Origin of the sequence: Pelagerythrobacter marinus (assembly GCF_034375205.1) — a bacterium.
Classification (GTDB): domain Bacteria; phylum Pseudomonadota; class Alphaproteobacteria; order Sphingomonadales; family Sphingomonadaceae; genus Pelagerythrobacter; species Pelagerythrobacter marinus.
The window spans coordinates 2,346,472-2,363,573 of record NZ_CP139719.1 but is presented as its reverse complement, the minus strand read 5'-3'; the positions used below and the strand labels follow the sequence as shown (position 1 = coordinate 2,363,573).

General features: G+C 69.4%; 16 protein-coding genes. 7 read left to right on the top strand and 9 right to left on the bottom strand.

The annotated features are described in order from the left end of the window. Positions 1-20: 20 nt before the first annotated feature. Positions 21-1,367, bottom strand: a complete 1,347-nt coding sequence (locus T8T98_RS11555) for an MATE family efflux transporter (RefSeq protein ID WP_251105085.1) — start codon at positions 1,365-1,367, stop codon at positions 21-23. Positions 1,368-1,470: 103 nt separating this feature from the next. On the opposite strand from T8T98_RS11555, the gene T8T98_RS11550 reads away from it, so the two are divergent. Then, positions 1,471-2,025, top strand: a complete 555-nt coding sequence (locus tag T8T98_RS11550) for a (2Fe-2S)-binding protein (protein ID WP_160733940.1) — start codon at positions 1,471-1,473, stop codon at positions 2,023-2,025. Positions 2,026-2,055: 30 nt separating this feature from the next. On the opposite strand, the gene T8T98_RS11545 is transcribed toward T8T98_RS11550, so the two are convergent. Continuing rightward, positions 2,056-4,149, bottom strand: coding sequence for a TonB-dependent receptor (locus T8T98_RS11545; RefSeq protein ID WP_251105086.1), 2,094 nt, complete (start codon positions 4,147-4,149; stop codon positions 2,056-2,058). 171 nt (positions 4,150-4,320) lie between these two features. Here T8T98_RS11545 and arsC point away from each other — a divergent pair, with 171 nt between their 5' ends. Further along, on the top strand, positions 4,321-4,665 hold the full coding sequence (arsC, locus tag T8T98_RS11540; protein WP_251105087.1) for an arsenate reductase (glutaredoxin): 345 nt from the start codon (positions 4,321-4,323) through the stop codon (positions 4,663-4,665). Here arsC and T8T98_RS11535 read toward each other — a convergent pair. Beyond that, positions 4,662-6,056 carry an MFS transporter gene (locus T8T98_RS11535; RefSeq protein WP_251105088.1) on the bottom strand — a complete coding sequence of 465 codons (1,395 nt, stop codon included), beginning with the start codon at positions 6,054-6,056 and terminating at the stop codon, positions 4,662-4,664. The genes arsC and T8T98_RS11535 overlap by 4 nt on opposite strands. 110 nt (positions 6,057-6,166) lie before the next feature. Between T8T98_RS11535 and T8T98_RS11530 the strand changes: the two genes are divergently transcribed. Next, entirely contained in the window at positions 6,167-6,802 is a 636-nt protein-coding gene (locus tag T8T98_RS11530) for a class I SAM-dependent methyltransferase (protein WP_251105089.1), read from the top strand. A 72-nt stretch (positions 6,803-6,874) separates the two neighbouring features. Here T8T98_RS11530 and T8T98_RS11525 read toward each other — a convergent pair whose 3' ends face one another. Continuing rightward, entirely contained in the window at positions 6,875-7,690 is an 816-nt protein-coding gene (locus T8T98_RS11525) for a glycerophosphoryl diester phosphodiesterase membrane domain-containing protein (protein ID WP_251105090.1), read from the bottom strand. A 67-nt stretch (positions 7,691-7,757) separates the two neighbouring features. On the opposite strand from T8T98_RS11525, the gene lipB reads away from it, so the two are divergent. Both lipB and T8T98_RS11515 read left to right on the top strand, forming a co-directional pair. Next, positions 7,758-8,429 (top strand): lipoyl(octanoyl) transferase LipB, encoded by a 672-nt coding sequence (gene lipB / locus T8T98_RS11520; RefSeq protein ID WP_251105091.1) that lies wholly within the window; start codon positions 7,758-7,760, stop codon positions 8,427-8,429. A gap of 17 nt (positions 8,430-8,446) precedes the next feature. Beyond that, complete coding sequence (locus T8T98_RS11515; RefSeq protein ID WP_251105092.1) at positions 8,447-8,839, top strand: hypothetical protein; 393 nt, start codon at positions 8,447-8,449, stop codon at positions 8,837-8,839. Positions 8,840-8,841: 2 nt separating this feature from the next. On the opposite strand, the gene T8T98_RS11510 is transcribed toward T8T98_RS11515, so the two are convergent. Then, positions 8,842-9,948 carry an alkene reductase gene (locus tag T8T98_RS11510; protein ID WP_251105093.1) on the bottom strand — a complete coding sequence of 369 codons (1,107 nt, stop codon included), beginning with the start codon at positions 9,946-9,948 and terminating at the stop codon, positions 8,842-8,844. A gap of 52 nt (positions 9,949-10,000) precedes the next feature. On the opposite strand from T8T98_RS11510, the gene T8T98_RS11505 reads away from it, so the two are divergent. Further along, positions 10,001-10,921 (top strand): DMT family transporter, encoded by a 921-nt coding sequence (locus T8T98_RS11505; protein ID WP_251105094.1) that lies wholly within the window; start codon positions 10,001-10,003, stop codon positions 10,919-10,921. A 6-nt stretch (positions 10,922-10,927) separates the two neighbouring features. On the opposite strand, the gene T8T98_RS11500 is transcribed toward T8T98_RS11505, so the two are convergent. Next, positions 10,928-12,247: a DUF2254 domain-containing protein gene (locus tag T8T98_RS11500; RefSeq protein WP_251105095.1), complete on the bottom strand. Its 1,320-nt coding sequence runs from the start codon at positions 12,245-12,247 to the stop codon at positions 10,928-10,930. Positions 12,248-12,305: 58 nt separating this feature from the next. Further along, complete coding sequence (gene nadA, locus T8T98_RS11495) at positions 12,306-13,292, bottom strand: quinolinate synthase NadA (protein ID WP_160733931.1); 987 nt, start codon at positions 13,290-13,292, stop codon at positions 12,306-12,308. 138 nt (positions 13,293-13,430) lie between these two features. Here nadA and T8T98_RS11490 point away from each other — a divergent pair, with 138 nt between their 5' ends. Beyond that, positions 13,431-15,419: a BCCT family transporter gene (locus tag T8T98_RS11490; protein WP_322295674.1), complete on the top strand. Its 1,989-nt coding sequence runs from the start codon at positions 13,431-13,433 to the stop codon at positions 15,417-15,419. Between the two features lie 73 nt (positions 15,420-15,492). On the opposite strand, the gene T8T98_RS11485 is transcribed toward T8T98_RS11490, so the two are convergent. Together T8T98_RS11485 and T8T98_RS11480 are read right to left on the bottom strand one after the other, a co-directional pair. Further along, positions 15,493-16,200 (bottom strand): DUF4230 domain-containing protein, encoded by a 708-nt coding sequence (locus T8T98_RS11485; RefSeq protein WP_251105097.1) that lies wholly within the window; start codon positions 16,198-16,200, stop codon positions 15,493-15,495. Beyond that, positions 16,197-17,084 carry an MBL fold metallo-hydrolase gene (locus T8T98_RS11480; RefSeq protein ID WP_160733929.1) on the bottom strand — a complete coding sequence of 296 codons (888 nt, stop codon included), beginning with the start codon at positions 17,082-17,084 and terminating at the stop codon, positions 16,197-16,199. The genes T8T98_RS11485 and T8T98_RS11480 overlap by 4 nt, the downstream gene beginning before the upstream one ends. Positions 17,085-17,102: the final 18 nt, after the last annotated feature.

Genomic DNA, 17,102 nt, shown 5'->3' with positions numbered 1-17,102 from the left:
CAATGATGGTTAACGAAGCGTCACCCGCGGCCGCTAAAGTTCCGCAGGGCGTGCATGACGACGAGCGCGGCGATCGCGCCGCCGATCACGTTCGCGGCCAGCTCCGCGGCATAGATCGCCGGCGCGCCCCAGGCCGGCCGCAGCAGCCAGCCGAACGGCAGCATGATCAGGAACACCCGGGCGAAGCTCTGCGCCATCGCCCAGCTCGCCCGGTCCACGGCGTTGAGCGCGCCGTTGGCCACGATCAGCAGGCCGAACCCGGCAAAGCCCCAGGCGGCGATCCGCAAGTAGCGATCGAACTCGGCCACCACCGCCGGATCGTCGGTGAAGAACCCGGCGAACCATTGCCCCGCGGCAAACAGGACCAGCGCCAGCGCGAGGCCGTAGAGCAGGCAGAAGGCCCCCGCCTCGCGCATGGCGCGGCGGGCCCGGTCGGGCCGCCCGGCGCCCCAGTTCTGGCCCACGATGGCGCCGATCGAACCCGACAGGCCCAGCAGCGGGACGACCGCGAAGCTCTGCAGCCGGCCCGCGGCGCCGAACCCGGCGACCGCCGCTTCCCCCTGCGAGGCGAGCAGGGCGGTCAGGATCGACAGGCCGATCGGGTTGATCGCGTTGGAAAAGGCGGCCGGCGCGGCCACGCGCGAAATGGCGCGCGCCGATTCGGCGAAGCGGCACTGGCGGATCAGCCCCGGGCGGATCGGCAGGGCGGTGCGCCCGATCAGGCCCAGCGCGACGACGATCGCCAGGCCGTAACCCGCCAGCGAGGCATAGGCCGCACCCGCAATGCCGAAGCCGGCAAACCCGAAAGCGCCCGAGATCAGCGGCGGATCGAGCGCCCAGTTCGCGGCGGCATAAGTCAGCGAGACGAGGAAGGTCTTGCGCGCTTCCCCCTGGCCGCGCAGCACCCCGTTGAGCGCCATCTGCAGCAGCAGGACCGGCATCCCGAGCGAGAACGGCGCCATGTAGGCGCGGATCAGGGGCAGCAGCCGGTCGCTCGCCTGCATCAGGCGGAACAGCGGGTCGAGCAGGGCGAAGAGCGCCAGCCCGAGCGCGAGGCCCAGCGCCACCGCGAAGACGACGCCGAAATTCGCCCGCCGCGCCGCCCGCTCGACATCGCCTTCGCCCAGCGCGCGGGCGATCACGGCGTTGACGCCGACCATGACCCCGACGCCGAGGCTGGAAAGCGCGATCGTGACCGGGAATACGAAGGCGACGGCCGCCAGCTGCGCGCTGCCGAGCTGCCCGATGAAATAGGCATCGACCAGCCCGACCGACATGATCGCCGCCACGCCCACCGTCATCGGCAATGTCTGGTGCACGAGATGGCCGCGGATCGAACCGCGCGTCAGCTTTGCCGCCTCGCTCATGCCCCGGCCGATAGCCGCCCGATCGCGATCTGCCTAGCGCCAAGCTTGTGCCCGTGGCCCGCTGTGCGATAACGGCGGGCATGGACCTGGCCCCGGACACCGAATGACTGCGCTTACCGTCAACGACCGGCCCGTCGAATTCGCGATGGACCCCGAAACCCCGCTGCTGTGGGCCCTGCGCGACGCGGCCAACCTGACGGGGACCAAGTACGGCTGCGGCGTGGGCGACTGCGGGGCCTGCATGGTGATCGTCGACGGGGAGGCGCTGCGAAGCTGCCTGATCACGCTGGCCGAGGCGGAAGGCCGCTTCGTGACCACGATCGAGGGGCTCAGCCGCGATCGCTCGCACCCGGTGCAGCAGGCGCTGGTCGCCGAACAGGCGATCCAGTGCGGGTTCTGCACCCCGGGGATCGCGATGGCCGCCGCCGCGCTGATCGGGCGCAACCCGGACCCTTCGGACGAAGAGATCGCGGCCGCCGTTCCCAACTTGTGCCGCTGCGGCGTCCAGCCGCGCCTCGTCCGCGCGATCCGGCGGGCCGGCCGGGTCGCGCGGCGGGTCGAACGGATCAGCGCCGCCCCGGCGCCCGGGATCAGCGCCGAAGACGCGGCGAAGGACGTGCCGGCCCTGGCCGCGCCCGGCCCCCCGGAAGGGGACTGAGCGCCGCCCGGCGGCCCGGACGCCCCCGGCCTAGAACGCGAAGCGCAGGCCGATCCGCGCGCTGAACGGCTCGGCCGGCTGGATGTTGTTGTTGCCGTGGGCGCTGGGATAGTAAGACTCGTCGAACAGGTTTTCGACGTTCAGCTGGACGGAGAGATTGTCGCTGACCGTGTAGTAGGCCGCGGCATCGACGCGCCAGTAGGCGGGCAGCACGACCGTGTTCGAGAAGCTGGCATACTGCTTCGACTGGTGGACGACGCCCAGCCCGAAACCGAGGCTGGGGTTGATGTCGAAGCGGTTCCAGGCGGCGACCTGGTGGCGCGGAAGCTGCTGCAGCCGCGCGCCCGCCGGGCCGAAGCTGGACGTCGTCAGCAGTTCGCCGTCGAGATAGGTATAGCCCAGGTTCGCCTGCCAGAAATCGGTCACCGCGCCGGCGGCGCCGATCTCGAACCCTTCGACCCGGCTTTCGCCCGCGAGGACGACGAGGCCCGGCTGGTCGGGATCGGGCGCGCGAGTGTTCGTCCGGTCGAGGCGGAACGCTGCCGCGGTGACCAGCACGTCCTCCACCGGCGCCCACTTCAGGCCGATCTCGTAATTGGTGAACTTTTCCGGCTCGAACTCGCTGTCGCCCGGGCTCAGGATCAGGAACTGGTCGCCGGCCTGGGGCAGGAAGCTTTCGGCAAAGCTGGCATAGAGCGACAGGCCGGTGACCGGCTTGACGATCAGGCCCAGGCGGGGGCTGACTTTCTCGTCCACCCGGCCGCCCGGGGTGCCGCCGATCAGGTCGCGCGTGTCGAGATCGAACCGGTCCCAGCGCAGCCCGGCGACCAGTTCCACGTGATCGCCGATGCGCAGCTGTTCCTGCAGGTAGGCGGACAGCGTTTCGAGCTGGCTGTCGCGCGAGCGGCTGGCAGGGGCGAGGGTGTAGGGCGGCACGACGATGCGGTCGGCCAGCGGGGTCTCGTTCGTGTCGTCGAAGGCCACCGTGCGGCGGGCGTTCTGCGTGTCCTGCCGGACCGCCTCGACGCCGATCAGCAGGGTCGAGCCGATACCCTCGCCGCCGGCCTGCCAGACGAGGTTGGCCTGGCCGATCACGTTCTCGCGCGCGGTCGTGTCCTGGTATCCGCCGAGGGTGACCGTCTCGCCGTCGGTCCCCGAGGGGACGATATTGGCGTAGATCTTGTCGTAATCGGCATATTGCACCGTGGCATTGGCGGTGAGGCCGGCGCCGAACGCGTGGTCCAGCCGCAGTTTCGCGATGTGGACTTTCGCCCGCGCGCGGTTGAAGTCCGGATCGCCGAAGAACGTCTCGTCATGGCCGCGCAGCGGGCCGCCCTGGAACGAGGGGACGCCGCGGTCGGTCACGCGCCGGTCGTCGTCGTAGCTGTAGCTGGCGGTCACCCGCGTCTGCGGCGCCAGCTGCGCGGTCAGGGTGGGGGCGATGCCGATGAAGCGCCCTTCGTAGAAGTCGCGGTGGCTGTCGAATTCCTCGTAAGTGCCGTTGATCCGCAGCGCGACGTCGCCCGAAAGCGGCTGGTTCAGATCGCCGAGGAGGGCGAAGGCGCCGAACGTATCGACCGAGGCCTGTCCGCGCGCGAAGACCTCGCCCGGGCGGGCGGTCTTGCTGACGCGGTTGATCGCGCCGCCGCCCGCGCCGCGCCCGAAGATCAGGGCATTGGCGCCCTTGAGCACCTCGACCCGCTCGATGTTGTAGAGCGAGCGATAGTACTGTGCATCGTCGCGCAGGCCGTCGAGGTAGAAGTCGGCCGTCGTCTCCTGGCCGCGAATGAAGACCTCGTCGCGGTGCCCTTCGCCCGTCTCCATGCTCACGCCCGGGACATAGCGCAGGGCCTCGTTCAGCTGGCGGATCGACTGGTCTTCCAGCTGGTCGGCGGTGAGGAAGCTCACGCCCTGGGGCACGTCGATCAGCGGGGTCGGCGTCCTGGTCGCGCTCGACCCGTCTTCGAGGCCGTAGCCGTCGGCCGCGCCGGTCACGACGATTTCGCGGGGCAGATAGTCGCGCTCGCCCGCAGGATCGCCGTCGGCGGCATCGGAGGCGAGGGCGGGGGCGGCCATGCCCGCTGCGCCGGCCAGGAGCGCGATGCGCAGTGTCAGGTGGGTCATCGATCGGTTGTCCTGTGCTGAATAATCCCGGCCGCGCCGCTATTGCAACAAAGTCGCATTTGCAATGAGCATGGTCCGGCAAACCGGTCGGAAAGGGCGGCGCTGTGGCTTTTCGGCCACCCCTCAGCACGTTAGAGGCAGGGCGAACCGACCGAAGCGGAGACGAGAACGATGAAGGCGACGATCTGGCACAACCCCAAGTGCGGCACTTCGCGCAACACGCTGGCCATCCTCGAGGCGCGCGACGGCGTCGAGGTGAGCGTGGTCGAATACCTGAAGGAGCCGCCTTCGCGCGAGAAGCTGGCGCAGCTCTATCGCGATGCCGGTATCTCCCCGCGCGAGGGCCTGCGCCTGCGCGGCACCGACGCGGCCGAGCGCGGCCTGACCGAGGCGAGCGACGATGAGGTGCTCGATGCCATGGCCGCCGAGCCGAAGCTGATCGAGCGGCCCCTGGTCGAGACCGCCAAAGGCGTCAGGCTTTGCCGCCCGAAGGAGAAAGTCGAGGAAATCCTCTAGCCATCGTCGGGCGCGCGCCCTTCCAGCACGGCATCGGCATCGAGCGAGCGCCAGCCAAGGACGAAGACGGCCGCGCAGAGCAGGCAGATCGCGGCGAAGCCGATCCACTGGTGGTGGCCGTAGAGCCAGACGCCCACCGCCGGCGCGATGACATAGGCCGCGCCGTTGATCGAGGCGACGATGCCGCCGATCTGCCCCTGTTCCTTGCGCGTCACGGCGAGCGAGGCCCCGGCGGTGAACCCGGGGCGGTAGAGCCCGAAGCCGAGCGAGGCGACCGCGAAGCCCAGGGCGATCGCGTGAAGATCCTGCGCCAGCGAGAAGCCGAGCACGCCGACGATCGCCAGCGCCATGCCCCACAGCGTGGACGCGCGCGGCCCCAGCCTGAGCATCGGGATCAGGCCCCATTGCGCGAGCAGGGTGGCGATCGCGCCGCACATCAGGATCAGCCCGATCGGGCCGGTGCCGGCCGCCGGGTCGCTGCGCAGGCCCAGCCGGTCGAGGATGAAGAAGCCGATGATCCCCAGCGTCGCGGCCTGGGCGTGCCCGCCCAGAAGCCCGGCGATGACCCAGGGGCGAAGCCGCCGGTCGCGCCAGGTGAGGTCGGGGATCGTTTCCGGGTCGATCGCCTTTTCGCCGGCCGCGCCGACGGCTTCGCCCTCGTCGCTCTCGTCCCGCTCGACGCTGGGATTGGAATTGGCGCTGAACGGCGCGGCCACGACGTCGCCGCGCGCGGCGAAGCTGGGCGCATCGTTGGGCAGGCGCAGGCGCAGGGCGACGAGCACCGCGACCCCGACCGCGGCGAAGGCGAAGAACGGGCCGACCAGGCCGGTCGCGGGGAAGATCAGCAGCGGGGCCAGCGCCGGCCCGATAACGGTGCCGAGGCCGAAGCTGGAGGCGATGAGGGCCATCGCCTTGGTCCGCTCGCTGCGCGGGGTCCGGCTGGCGACATAGGCCTGGACCGCGGGCGGCGCGGCCGAGCCGAACCCGCCGTAGAGGCTGCGCGCGGCGGCGAAGAAGATCAGCGTGGCCGCCGCGGGGATCAGCCCGGCCAGCCCGAACATCAGCACGAGACCGCACAGCGCGAACGAGGCGATGAAACCGGCAAGCCCGATGGCCATCATCGCCTTGCGCCCGCGCCGGTCGGACCGGCGGGCCCAGATCGGCGCGCAGATCACCCACAGGAGCGCCGACCAGGTATAGGCGATGGAGATCCACACGTCGGCCACGCCCAGCGCCGTCCCGATCGAGGGCATGACCGATTGCATCGCGGTATTGCCGGCGGCCGTCACCAGCATGACCAGGAACAGCAGCACCATCCGCCCGCGCGAAATGCCGAGCGGCGGGGCCGGCTGGAATATCTGCGGGGCGGGGTCGGGTTCGCGGTCGGCCATCGCGACTTGCGCTAGGCCGGGCGCGCGACGCTTGCAATATCGCGGTCGATTTGCAAACGGCGCGCGATTGCGGCAGCTTGGCACCAACGCAATCGAGCGAGGCACTTTTCTTGTCGAACAGTAACGATCTGGCGGTTACCCGCCGCACCCGGCTCCGCGACCACGTCGGCCGCCTGCTCGGGCAATGGGGCGTGTTCTTTCGGGGCTTTGTCGAACATCCCAGGATGGTCGGGTCGATCATCCCCTCTTCGCGCTTCACCATCCGCAAGATGCTGGCCCCGGTGAAATGGGAAGAATGCAAGCTGTTCGTCGAATACGGCCCCGGCGTCGGCACGTTCTGCCGCCCGGTGCTGGAGCGCCTCCCGCGCGACGGCAAGCTGCTGGTGATCGATACCAACCCGCTTTACATCGATTACCTGAAGCGCACGATCACCGACAGCCGCTTCGTCGCGGTCCACGGCTCGGCCGCCGACGTGGAGGAAATCGTCCGCGCGATCGGGTATGAAGAGGCGGACTACGTCCTTTCGGGCCTGCCCTTTTCCACCCTGCCCGAAGGGGTCGGCCCGGCGATCGCGAAGGCGACGCACGATGTCCTGCGGCCCGGCGGCGCTTTCCTGGTCTACCAGTTCAGCGCCAGGGCGCGCGAATACATGACGCCGCACTTCGCGCGCATAGAGCAGGGGTTCGAGCTGTGGAACGTCCTGCCCTGCCAGCTCTTCTGGGGCTGGAAGGACGAAGCGGCCTGATCCCGCCGGGGGACCGGGCCGCTCCGCGTTCGCGATCGGGCGCCGGGCGCCCCGCCCTTTCGGGGCAGATCCCTACTCGAAAGTCTCGCTGACCGCCTCGGTCGAGGGGCCGGACAGCTGCCGGTAAACGGCCGCCAGAACGCAGACGAACACGACGCTCCAGATCGTCGTGAGAATGCCGTTCAGCACGCCCCCGACCAGCAGGCCGGCCGTGGTCTCGCCCAGCATGGCGACGAACAGGCCGATCACCATGGTGATCACCATCGCCGCGATGACGATCGCGATCAGCAGCAGCAGGTAGAAGGCGAAAAGCCGCAGGCTGTTGCCCTTGGTCAGCTGCCACGAATCGCGCAGGGCCCGCACGGGATTGAGCGTATTGCCAAGGACCATGACCGGCGAAACGAGCGACACCTTGACCATGACGTAGATCGCCACGACGACCGCGAGAAGGCTCAGCACCACGGCTGCGGTCGTGCCGCCCAGGAAGCCCGCAACGCCGATCGGAACGCCCAGGGCGATCGCGAGACCGATGACCAGCAGCACCTGCGCCGCGAAATAGGGCAGCAGGACGATCAGGCCTGTGCGGATCGCCTCGCCCACCGTGGGCCGCCGATCGTGCAGCAGCGCCAGCAGCGACAGCGTGCCGATCGACTGGACGATCGCGACGAGGAAGAACCAGAGGCCATTGGCGGCATAGAAACCCTGGACCGCCGCCATCGGGTCTTCCGGGTCGAGCGCGGCCGGGCCCTCCATCGCTTCCGGCACGAACAGGGCCAGGGCAAGGTTGGGCAGGAAGATGAAGATCCCGGCGATGACCGCGAGGAGTTCCTTGTTCGCGCTCAGCAGCGAAACGGCTTCGCTCCAGGCGCGCCCCATGTCGAATTTCATTGATCTGCCCCTCTCGTTTTACGCTGCCCCCTTGATAAGCCCGGCAAGGCGCGCCACGCAATCGGCAATGTCGGGAAATCTGGACCACGATATCGAATGGCGCCGCGAAGGGGGGCAGGTCCCCTATCGCGCCGCGCTCGCCGAGATGGAGGCGCGCAATCGGGCCATTGCCGCGGGCGAGGCGCGCGAACTCGTCTGGTCGCTCGAACATCCGCCGGTCTATACGGCGGGGACGAGCGCCGCCCCGGCCGAGATGCTCGACCCCCGGTTCGAAGTGGTCGAAACGGGGCGCGGCGGGCGCTACACCTATCACGGCCCGGGCCAGCGGGTCGGCTACGTCCTGCTCGACCTCAACCGGCGGGGCAGGGACGTGCGCTGTTTCGTCCATGCGATCGAGGGGTGGGTGATCGACACCCTGGCCGATTTCGGGGTCGAGGCCTGGCGCGCGGAAGGGCGCATCGGCATCTGGACGCGCGATATCGACGGGACCGAGGCGAAGATCGGCGCGATCGGCGTGCGGGTGCGCCGCTGGGTGACGATGCACGGCTTCGCGGTCAACCTCGCGCCCGACCTGTCGCATTTTGCAGGGATCGTTCCCTGCGGGATTTCCGACTATGGGGTGACGAGCCTCGAACGGCTCGGCGTCGCGGTGGCGCCGGCCGAATGGGACGAGGCGCTGGAACGGCGCGCGGAGGGCTTTCTCGATGGCCTGTCGCGCGCCTGCAAAGCGAAGCGATGAAGCGGAAGGATGCGAACATGAAGATCACGGCGCGGCGGGGCGTACTTGCGGTGCGGGTGAAAGGCCAGGTTCGGGGCGCGGGGTTGGCCGGCGCGCTGGCAATCGCGCTGGCCGCCTGCGGCGGGGAACCGGCGGGCGAGGCCGAGAGCGATGCCGCGCGCGGGGAAGTGCTGGGCGGCACGATCAGCGACGAGATGCTGCCGCTCGACACGGTCCGTTCGCAGTCGCCGCCACTGGAAGAGCGCGGGGAAAGCGCCGGCGCAGGGCAGGCGGCAACCGCCGCCGCCCCGGCCGGGCCCGCCGCGCGGGAGGCCCCGGCCGGCGACGCGGAAGCGGACGAGGCGGGCGGCGACGAAACCGCGCCCGCTGCGCCGCCCGCCACCGGCGAGGCCGGCGACGGGCCGGACTGACCTCAGGCGTCGACGCTTGCCTCTTCGAGGGCGGGATAGTCGATATAGCCTTCGGGACCGCGCCCGTACCAGCTGTGCGGCACGTTGACGTTGGGCGCCAGTTCGGCGCCGCGCGCGATGCGGGCGGGAAGGTCGGGGTTGGAAATGAACGGCCGGCCGAAGCTGACCGCATCGCACCGCCCGCTGGCGACATCGCGCGCCGCCTCTTCGGGCGTATAGTCCGAATTGAGGATCAGTGGCCCCTTGTAGATCCGGCGGATCAGCGCGTCCTGCTGCGGCACCTCGGTGCTGCCGAAAGTGCCCTCGGGCCCCGGCTGGCGCAGTTCGAGGAAGGCAATGCCCAGCGCCTGGGCGACTTCGGCCGCGGCGCCGAACGTCGCCGCCGGGTCGCTGTCGTCGCAGCCCTGCGTTTCGCCGTTGGGGCTGAGGCGCAGGCCGACGCGTTCCGGGCCCCAGACGTCGACCAGCGCGGTCAGCACTTCGCGCAGGAAACGGACGCGGTTCTCGGGCGGGCCGCCGTATTCGTCGTCGCGGTGGTTGGTTCCGTCGCGCAGGAACTGGTCCACCAGGTAGCCATTGGCGCCGTGGAGCTGGACCCCGTCGAACCCGGCTTCCTTCGCGTTCTGCGCGGCCTTGCGATAATCCTCCACCACGCGGGCGATCTCCTCGACCGACAGCGCGCGGGCGGGCTCGTAGTCCTTGCGCCCTTCGTAGGTATGGGCGTGGCCCGGGGCCGTGGTCGCGCTGGCCGAGACCGGGGCCTCGCCGCCGAGGAAGTCGGGGTGGACCAGCCGCCCCATGTGCCAGAGCTGGAGGACGATCTGCCCGCCTTCCTCGTGCACCGCGCGGGTCACGGCCTTCCAGCCTTCGACTTGTTCCCGGCTCCAGATCCCGGGCGCGGCGGGCCAGCCGGCCCCTTCGACGCTGATGCCGGTCGCCTCGCTGATGATCAGTCCGGCGCTCGCGCGCTGGCGGTAGTAAGTCACCATCATCTCGTTCGGCACGAGGCTGGGAATGTCGGCCCGCGCGCGGGTGAGCGGGGCCATGTGAATCCGGTTGCGCGTCTCGATGGCGCCCATCGTCAGCGGTTCGAACAGGTTTTCGTGCATCTGGGGTAGCCTTTTTGCTGTGGCCTGGAGCGATTGGAGCTAGGGGCGGCCCATGGCGGTGACAACCGAATCGGTGGCAGAGAAAAACTTTCAGGCCAGGGCCTGGCACTTCGCCGCGCTGATGGCGGGGAACTTCGTGCTGGCGCTGGGGCCGTGGCTCGTGCGGCTGGCCGACACCGGCCCGGTCGCGGCCGGCTTCTGGCGCATGCTCCTGCCGCTGCCGCTGCTCGCCGTACTGGCGTGGCACGGGCGCAGGCGCGGGCCGCTCGACCGCAAGAGCGCGCTGCTGGTTGTCGCCGCCGGCCTGTTCTTCGCCTTCGATCTTGCCAGCTGGCACATCGGGATCGAGCGTACGCGGCTTGCCAATGCGACCCTGTTCGGCAACGCGGGCAGCGTGATCCTGATGATCTGGGGGTTGCTCGCGCTTCGCCGCGCGCCCCGGGGCCGCGAATGGCTGGCGCTGTCGGCCGCGCTGGGCGGGGCGGCGATCCTGATGGGGCGCAGCCTCGAGATATCGACGGCCACGCTGGTCGGCGACCTGCTGTGCCTGCTGGCCGGCGTTTTCTATGCCTTCTACCTCCTCCCCGCGCAGCGCGCGCGGGCGACGCTGGGGCAGTGGAGCGTGCTCCTGCTCGTCGCCCTCGTTTCGGCGCCCGTCCTGCTGGCTTTCGCGCTGCTCATGGGCGAGCCGGTCTGGCCGGGGGAGGCCGGGTGGGGGCCGGTGGTCGCGCTGGCGATATCGAGCCAGCTGATCGGGCAGGGGCTGCTGGTCTTTTCGCTGCGCCATTTCCCGCCGCTGGTGATCGGGGTGGCCCTGCTGACCCAGCCGGCCGTGGCCGCGCTGGTCGGCTGGCTCGCCTTCGACGAGGTGCTGGGCCTGCCCGACATGGCCGGGATGGTCCTCGTCGCCTGCGCGCTCCTGCTCGCCAAGATGGCCGAACCGCGAGTGACCGGCGCGATCCGCACCAGATAACGCCGGTCAGCCGGCGAAATCGCAGCGGAAGGCGGTATAGCGTTCCTCCACCCTGTGCAGGTCGGGCCCGTCGAGCCGGTTGCACGCCTGTTCGTACAGCATCCGGCCCTGTTCGCGCAGCATGTCCTTGCGCCGGCGGTCGGGCAGCGGGATGGCGGCGTCGCGCAGCGCGTCGAACATGACCAGCGCCGCGACCGGGCTGGCAGCCACGCCGCCGCGGATCGCGTCGAAGCTGCGCTCGATGAACTGGCCGAACGTCTCGGGTAGGGGGGTGACCCGGTTTCCGTCGGGATGGTCCTCCCGCCGCCGCTCGAGGTCGCGCAGACCGAGATCGGCGATGGCCGCGCCGAGCCAGTGGATCGCGGTGATCGCGGTGAAGGGATCGTTGATCCCCGGCGACAGCGCCCGCAGGCCGATCTCCACCAGTTCGTCGAGCAGGAAGCGCGGGTCCTGCGTCGGCGTGCGGGTGGAGCCGAGCGTGAAGGCCCCGCGCAGCCGCTTTTCCTGCCGTTCGTCCATCTCGCCTTCGCAGATGCGGACCAGCGGCATTCCCGGGTGGACGAAATCGCCGGTGCGCACGTCCAGCGCGAGGCGGCAATCGGCCTCGCGCGCGACCTCTTCGAGGTCGTCGAACTCGATCAGCTGGACATAGCCGGTGGCCTGCGCGGCCAGCGGGCTGCCCTGCGGGGCCGGGGGGCTTTCGCCGCCGCGGTGATCCTGCGGATAGTTCTCGTCGATATCGCGCAGCAGCCGCCGGCCGATCCCCTCCAGCACCGAATTGATGCGGATCGAGGAAGGAACGTGGTTGAGGAAATAGACCAGCACCGCGATCGACAGCGCCATCAGGAAATAGGCGACCAGCAGCGAGAGCTGGGGCACGAAGCCGGGCAGGGCGGTGGCGATCGCGTCGTCGGTGCCCGCAGGCGGTTCCTCGTCCAGCCGGACCGAGCGCAGGACCGTGATCGCGTAGACGAAGGTGCCGATGAAGGTCGCCAGCGAGAGCTGGTTGCCCTTGTCCTCCATGAAATTGGTCAGGAGGCGCGGGCCATAGGTGCCGCTGGCATAGGCGACCGCGGCGATCGTGATCGAGAAGACGGTCGATGCCACGCCGATCATCGAGCCGGCGATCACCGTCAGCATGTTGGCCGCCCCGTCGGGCCGCGCCGGGACGATCGCCTCCACCCGGTTGAGCCATTCGGCCGCCCCCATCCGGTCCGCCTGGATGAGCCCGAAGGCGAGCAGGACGGCCCCCAGCGCGAACAGCGCCGGATAGAACCAGTAATTGGCGTTGAGCCGCGCCAGCAGCCAGCGAATATCCACCCTCATGGCCGGTCAACGCCCGGAAGGGGGATCGGTTGCATGGCGCGCGCCGGCCGGCAGCCGCTCAGACTTTGCCCAGGTCGCCCTTGCCGATCGTGCCGCTGGCCATTTCCAGCATCCGGTCGAGGCTCTGCTTGGCCTTCAGCCGCAGGCCTTCCTCGATCTCGATCCGCGGTTCGAGATCGCGCAGGCAGGCGTAGAGCTTCTCCAGCGTGTTCAGCGCCATGTAGGGGCAGATGTTGCACGAACAGTTGCCGTCCGCCCCCGGCGCGCCGATGAAGTTCTTTTCGGGCAGGGCCTTTTCCATCTGGTGGATGATGTGCGGTTCGGTCGCCACGATCAGCGTGTCGCCTTCGAACGTGCGCGCGAACTGCAGGATGCCGCTGGTCGAACCGACGTAGTCGGCATGGTCGATGATCGTCGGCGGGCATTCCGGGTGCGCGGCGATCGGGGCGCCGGGATGCTGTTCCTTCAGCTTCAGCAGCTCGGTCTCGCTGAAGGCCTCGTGCACGATGCACACGCCGGGCCAGAGGAGCATGTCGCGGTTGAACTTGCGGCTGAGATAGCCGCCCAGGTGCCGGTCGGGGCCGAAGATGATCGGCTGGTCCTCGGGAATCTGGCTGATGATCGTCTCGGCAGAGGAACTGGTGACGATCACGTCCGACAGCGCCTTAACCTCGGTCGAGCAGTTGATGTACGTCAGCGCGATGTGATCTGGATGCGCCTCGCGGAAGGCGGCGAACTTGTCCGGCGGGCAGGAATCCTCCAGCGAGCAGCCCGCGTCGAGATCGGGCAGGACGACGATCTTCTCGGGGCTGAGGATCTTGGCCGTATCGGCCATGAACTTGACCCCGCAGAACGCGATCACGTCGGCGTCGGTCTCGGCCGCCTTGCGGCTCAGTTCCAGCGAATCGCCGACGAAATCGGCCAGGTCCTGGATCTCCGGCTTCTGGTAATAGTGCGCCAGGATGATCGCGTTGCGCTCCTTGCGCAGGCGATCGATCTCTGCAAGCAGGTCGGTGCCGGAGGGGATATTGTTTTCAAACGACATGCCGGTCTCCTATGCCGGGCGATATAGGAAGCGTTCGGGCGATTGTCGCGGAGTTATTCTTCGACATCGCGTGGCCCCGCTATCCGCCCGCGGCCGTGCAGAACCTTCCCCGTGCAGGTGAACGAGATGGAGAAAGGCGTGAACGACCCAGTCCTCAAGGAAGCGGCGGCGATAGAGCAGAGCGCGCGGATCAAGGTCAATCCCCCGGTCTTCTTCACCTCGGCCGCGCTGATCCTGGCCTTCGCCCTGTTCGGGGCGCTGTTCTCGGAACGGGCCGGCGCCCTGTTCAGCCAGGTCCAGGCGCTGATCGTGGTCGATTTCGGCTGGTTCTACGTCGCGGCGGTGGCCGGCTTCCTCGTCTTCGCGGTGTTCCTCATGGTCAGCCGCTACGGCGACATCAAGCTGGGCCCCGACGATTGCGAGCCCGAATACAGCTATCTGTCCTGGTTCGCGATGCTGTTCAGCGCGGGAATGGGCATCGGCCTCGTGTTCTTCGGGGTGGCGGAACCGATCCAGCACTATGCCGCCCCGCCGGTGGGCGAGGGGCAGACGATCGACTCGGCGCGCCAGGCCATGGCGCTGACGTTCTTCCACTGGGGCTTCCACGCCTGGGGCATCTACGTCGTGGTCGGGCTGGCGCTGGCCTATTTCTCGTTCCGCCGTGGCCTGCCGCTGACCGTGCGCTCGGCGCTGTTCCCGCTGATCGGGCGGCGCATCCACGGCCCGATCGGCCACGCGGTCGACGTGTTTGCCGTGCTGGGCACGATGTTCGGCGTCGCCACGTCGCTGGGGGTCGGGGTGCTCCAGGTCAATGCCGGGTTCGCCTACCTCTTCGGGCTGCCGATCGGCACGCCGACCCAGCTGATCCTGATCGCGGTGATCACGGGCCTTGCCGCGATGTCGGTCTTCCTCGGCCTCGACCGGGGGGTCAAGCGCCTTTCCGAGATGAACATCGTGCTGGCCGTCCTGCTGCTGCTGTTCGTCCTGTTTGCCGGTTCGACCGTGTTCCTGCTGGAGGCGCTGATGCAGAACATCGGGGCCTACCTCTCATCCTTCGTCCAGCGCACGTTCCGCATGTACGCCTACGAGCCGAACCCGTGGCTGGGCGACTGGACGCTGTTCTACTGGGGCTGGTGGATCGCCTGGTCGCCGTTCGTCGGCATGTTCATCGCGCGCATTTCGCGCGGGCGGACGATACGCCAGTTCGTCGCCGGCGTCCTGCTGGTGCCGGTCCTGTTCACCTGCCTGTGGATGACGGTCTTCGGCAATACCGCGATCAACCTCGACATGACCGGGGTGGCGCCGATCGCCGACACGGTGGCCGACAACCTGCCGATCGCGCTGTTCGAAATGCTCAACCAACTGCCGTTCTCGGCGATCACCTCGCTGATCGCGACGCTCCTGGTCATCACCTTCTTCGTGACATCGGCCGACTCGGGCGCGCTGGTGATCGACATGATCACCTCGGGCGGGGCGGACAACCCGCCGGTGTGGCAGCGTATCTTCTGGGCCGCGAGCGCCGGCGGGATCGCCGCGGTCCTGCTGGTCGCGGGCGGGCTGGAGGCGCTGCAGACCGCGGCCATTGCCAGCGCCCTGCCCTTCGCGGTGATCATGGTGTTCATCTGCTTCGGCCTGCTGCGCGCGCTGCAGATGGAGGAACTGGGATCGGCCGCCGACCTGACGCAGCCGATCAGCGCGCCGGCCGACCCGGAACTGAGCTGGAAGCAGCGGCTCGCCTCGATCACGCATTTCTTCCACCGCGACGAGATCGAGCACTTCCTGGCCGACACCGCGCGCCCCGCGATCGACGAGGTCGCGACCGAGCTGCGCCGGCGCGGGCTCGCGCCCGAACTGGTCCAGGAAGGCGACCGGCTGGAACTGACGGTGCCGCACGGGGAGCGGGGCGCCTTCCGCTACACGATACGCAGCCGCGCCTTCCTCGCCCCCAGTTTCGTCTGGGCCGAAACGCGCAAGGCGCACGAGGAGGAACGGCGGCATTACCGCGCGATGGCCCACAGCTCCGAGGGTGAACATACCCACGACGTGACCGGCTATACCGCGGCGCAGCTGATCCACGACCTGCTGAACCGCTATGCCCATTTCCGCCATGCGCGGCGGCTGGCCTGAGGGCGCGCCGGGAGGGTGTGCCTGAGCGCAGCGACGCGCGCGCGCCGTGCCCGTTATGCCGGGGTGCCGCGGGCTAGGGCGCGGGGGGCGCGTCCTCGCCGTCGAACGTGACGCGGACGCTGGCCCGTTCGTAGCCGGCGACCTGCAGCGGGATGGCCAGGTTCTGGCGCACGGCCTCGCGCGCGGCGGTCCGCGCCAGTGCGAGCACTTCGGGGTTCCTGGCGAATTCGCCCGCCTTGCGCTCGGCCTGTTCGGAATTGTTGCGGCTGAGATCGCGCGAGGCGTCGCGGGTGATGAAGACGCCGCCCTGGAACACGCGGGCGCGCGCTTCGTCGAGGTTGGGCCGGCTCGTGCGCAGCGGGGGCAGGTGCACGGTCAGCCGCTGGGCCTCTGCATCCCATTCCATCCGCTCGCGATCGACTTGCGACAGGTCCACCCGGTATTCGACCGTCGCCGGGATGATCATCGCCTGGCGCGATCGCAGCACCGGCACGCCCAGGACGCCGCGCGTATCCTCGCTCTCCGCGACGACTTCGAAACGGGAAGAGAAGACGATGAGCGAGTTCTGCTTTTCGAACGCCAGCATCGCGCTGCCGACCGGGTCGCCCTCTTCCTGGTAGAAGAACGCGCGCCAGCCGAGCCAGGCCGCGAGCGCGAGCAGCGCGATGACGATCATCCACGGCACCGCCTGGACCAGCGCGAGCGGGCGTTCCTCGCGCAGCTCGGGGGCGGGGGTGGGGGTGGCGCTCCCGCGCTCGCGTTCGCGTTCGTCGGTCTTCATCCGGTTTTCCATCGATCACCCGAACGGGCCACGCGCCCGCGGCGTTCCAGGTCGAGCAGGTGGGCCGTCACGCTCATCTCCGCCGCGCCGTGCAGGCGCGGATCGAGGCCCTTGTACATCCGCGGCACGAAATCGGCCGCGGCCAGCGGCCCTTCGCCCAGCAGGCGCAGGATCTGGTTCTCGCGCTGGCGGCGATGGCCGATCATTCCGCGCACGAGCTGGCGCGGCTTCTCGATCGCGGGGCCGTGCGCGGGATAATAGACGCGGTCGTCGCGTTCGTGCAGCCGCTCCAGGCTGGCCATGTATTCGCCCATGTCGCCATCGGGCGGGACGACGACGCTGGTGGACCAGCCCATCACGTGGTCGCCGGTGAACAGGGCGCCCGTTTCCTCCAGCGCGAAGCACAAGTGGTTCGACGTGTGGCCCGGGGTATGGACCGCGCGCAGGGTCCAGCCCGGCCCGGTCATCGCCTCGCCGTCTTCCATCACCCGGTCGGGGGCATAGGCATCGTCGAACGCGGCGTCGGCGCGCGGCCCCCATGCGTCCAGCACCTCCCGGTCGAAGGCGAGCGGGGCGCAGCCGACCACCGGCGCGCCGGTCGCCGCGGCAAGCGGGCGCGCGCCCGGCGAATGGTCGCGGTGGGTATGGGTGCACATGATGGCGACGACTTCCGCCGTCCCCAGCGCGCCGCGAATGGCGGCGATATGCGCCTCGTCCGCGGGGCCCGGGTCGATCACCGCGACCCGGCCTGCGTCGCCCACGATGTAGGTCTGCGTGCCGGTATAGGTATAGGGGGAGGGATTGGGGGCGAGCACCCGGCGCACCAGCGGTTCGGGCTGCTCGGCCAGGCCGGTCGGCCAGGGCTTGGGGGGCGGTCCTGCCATGCGCTCCCATATGGGGGC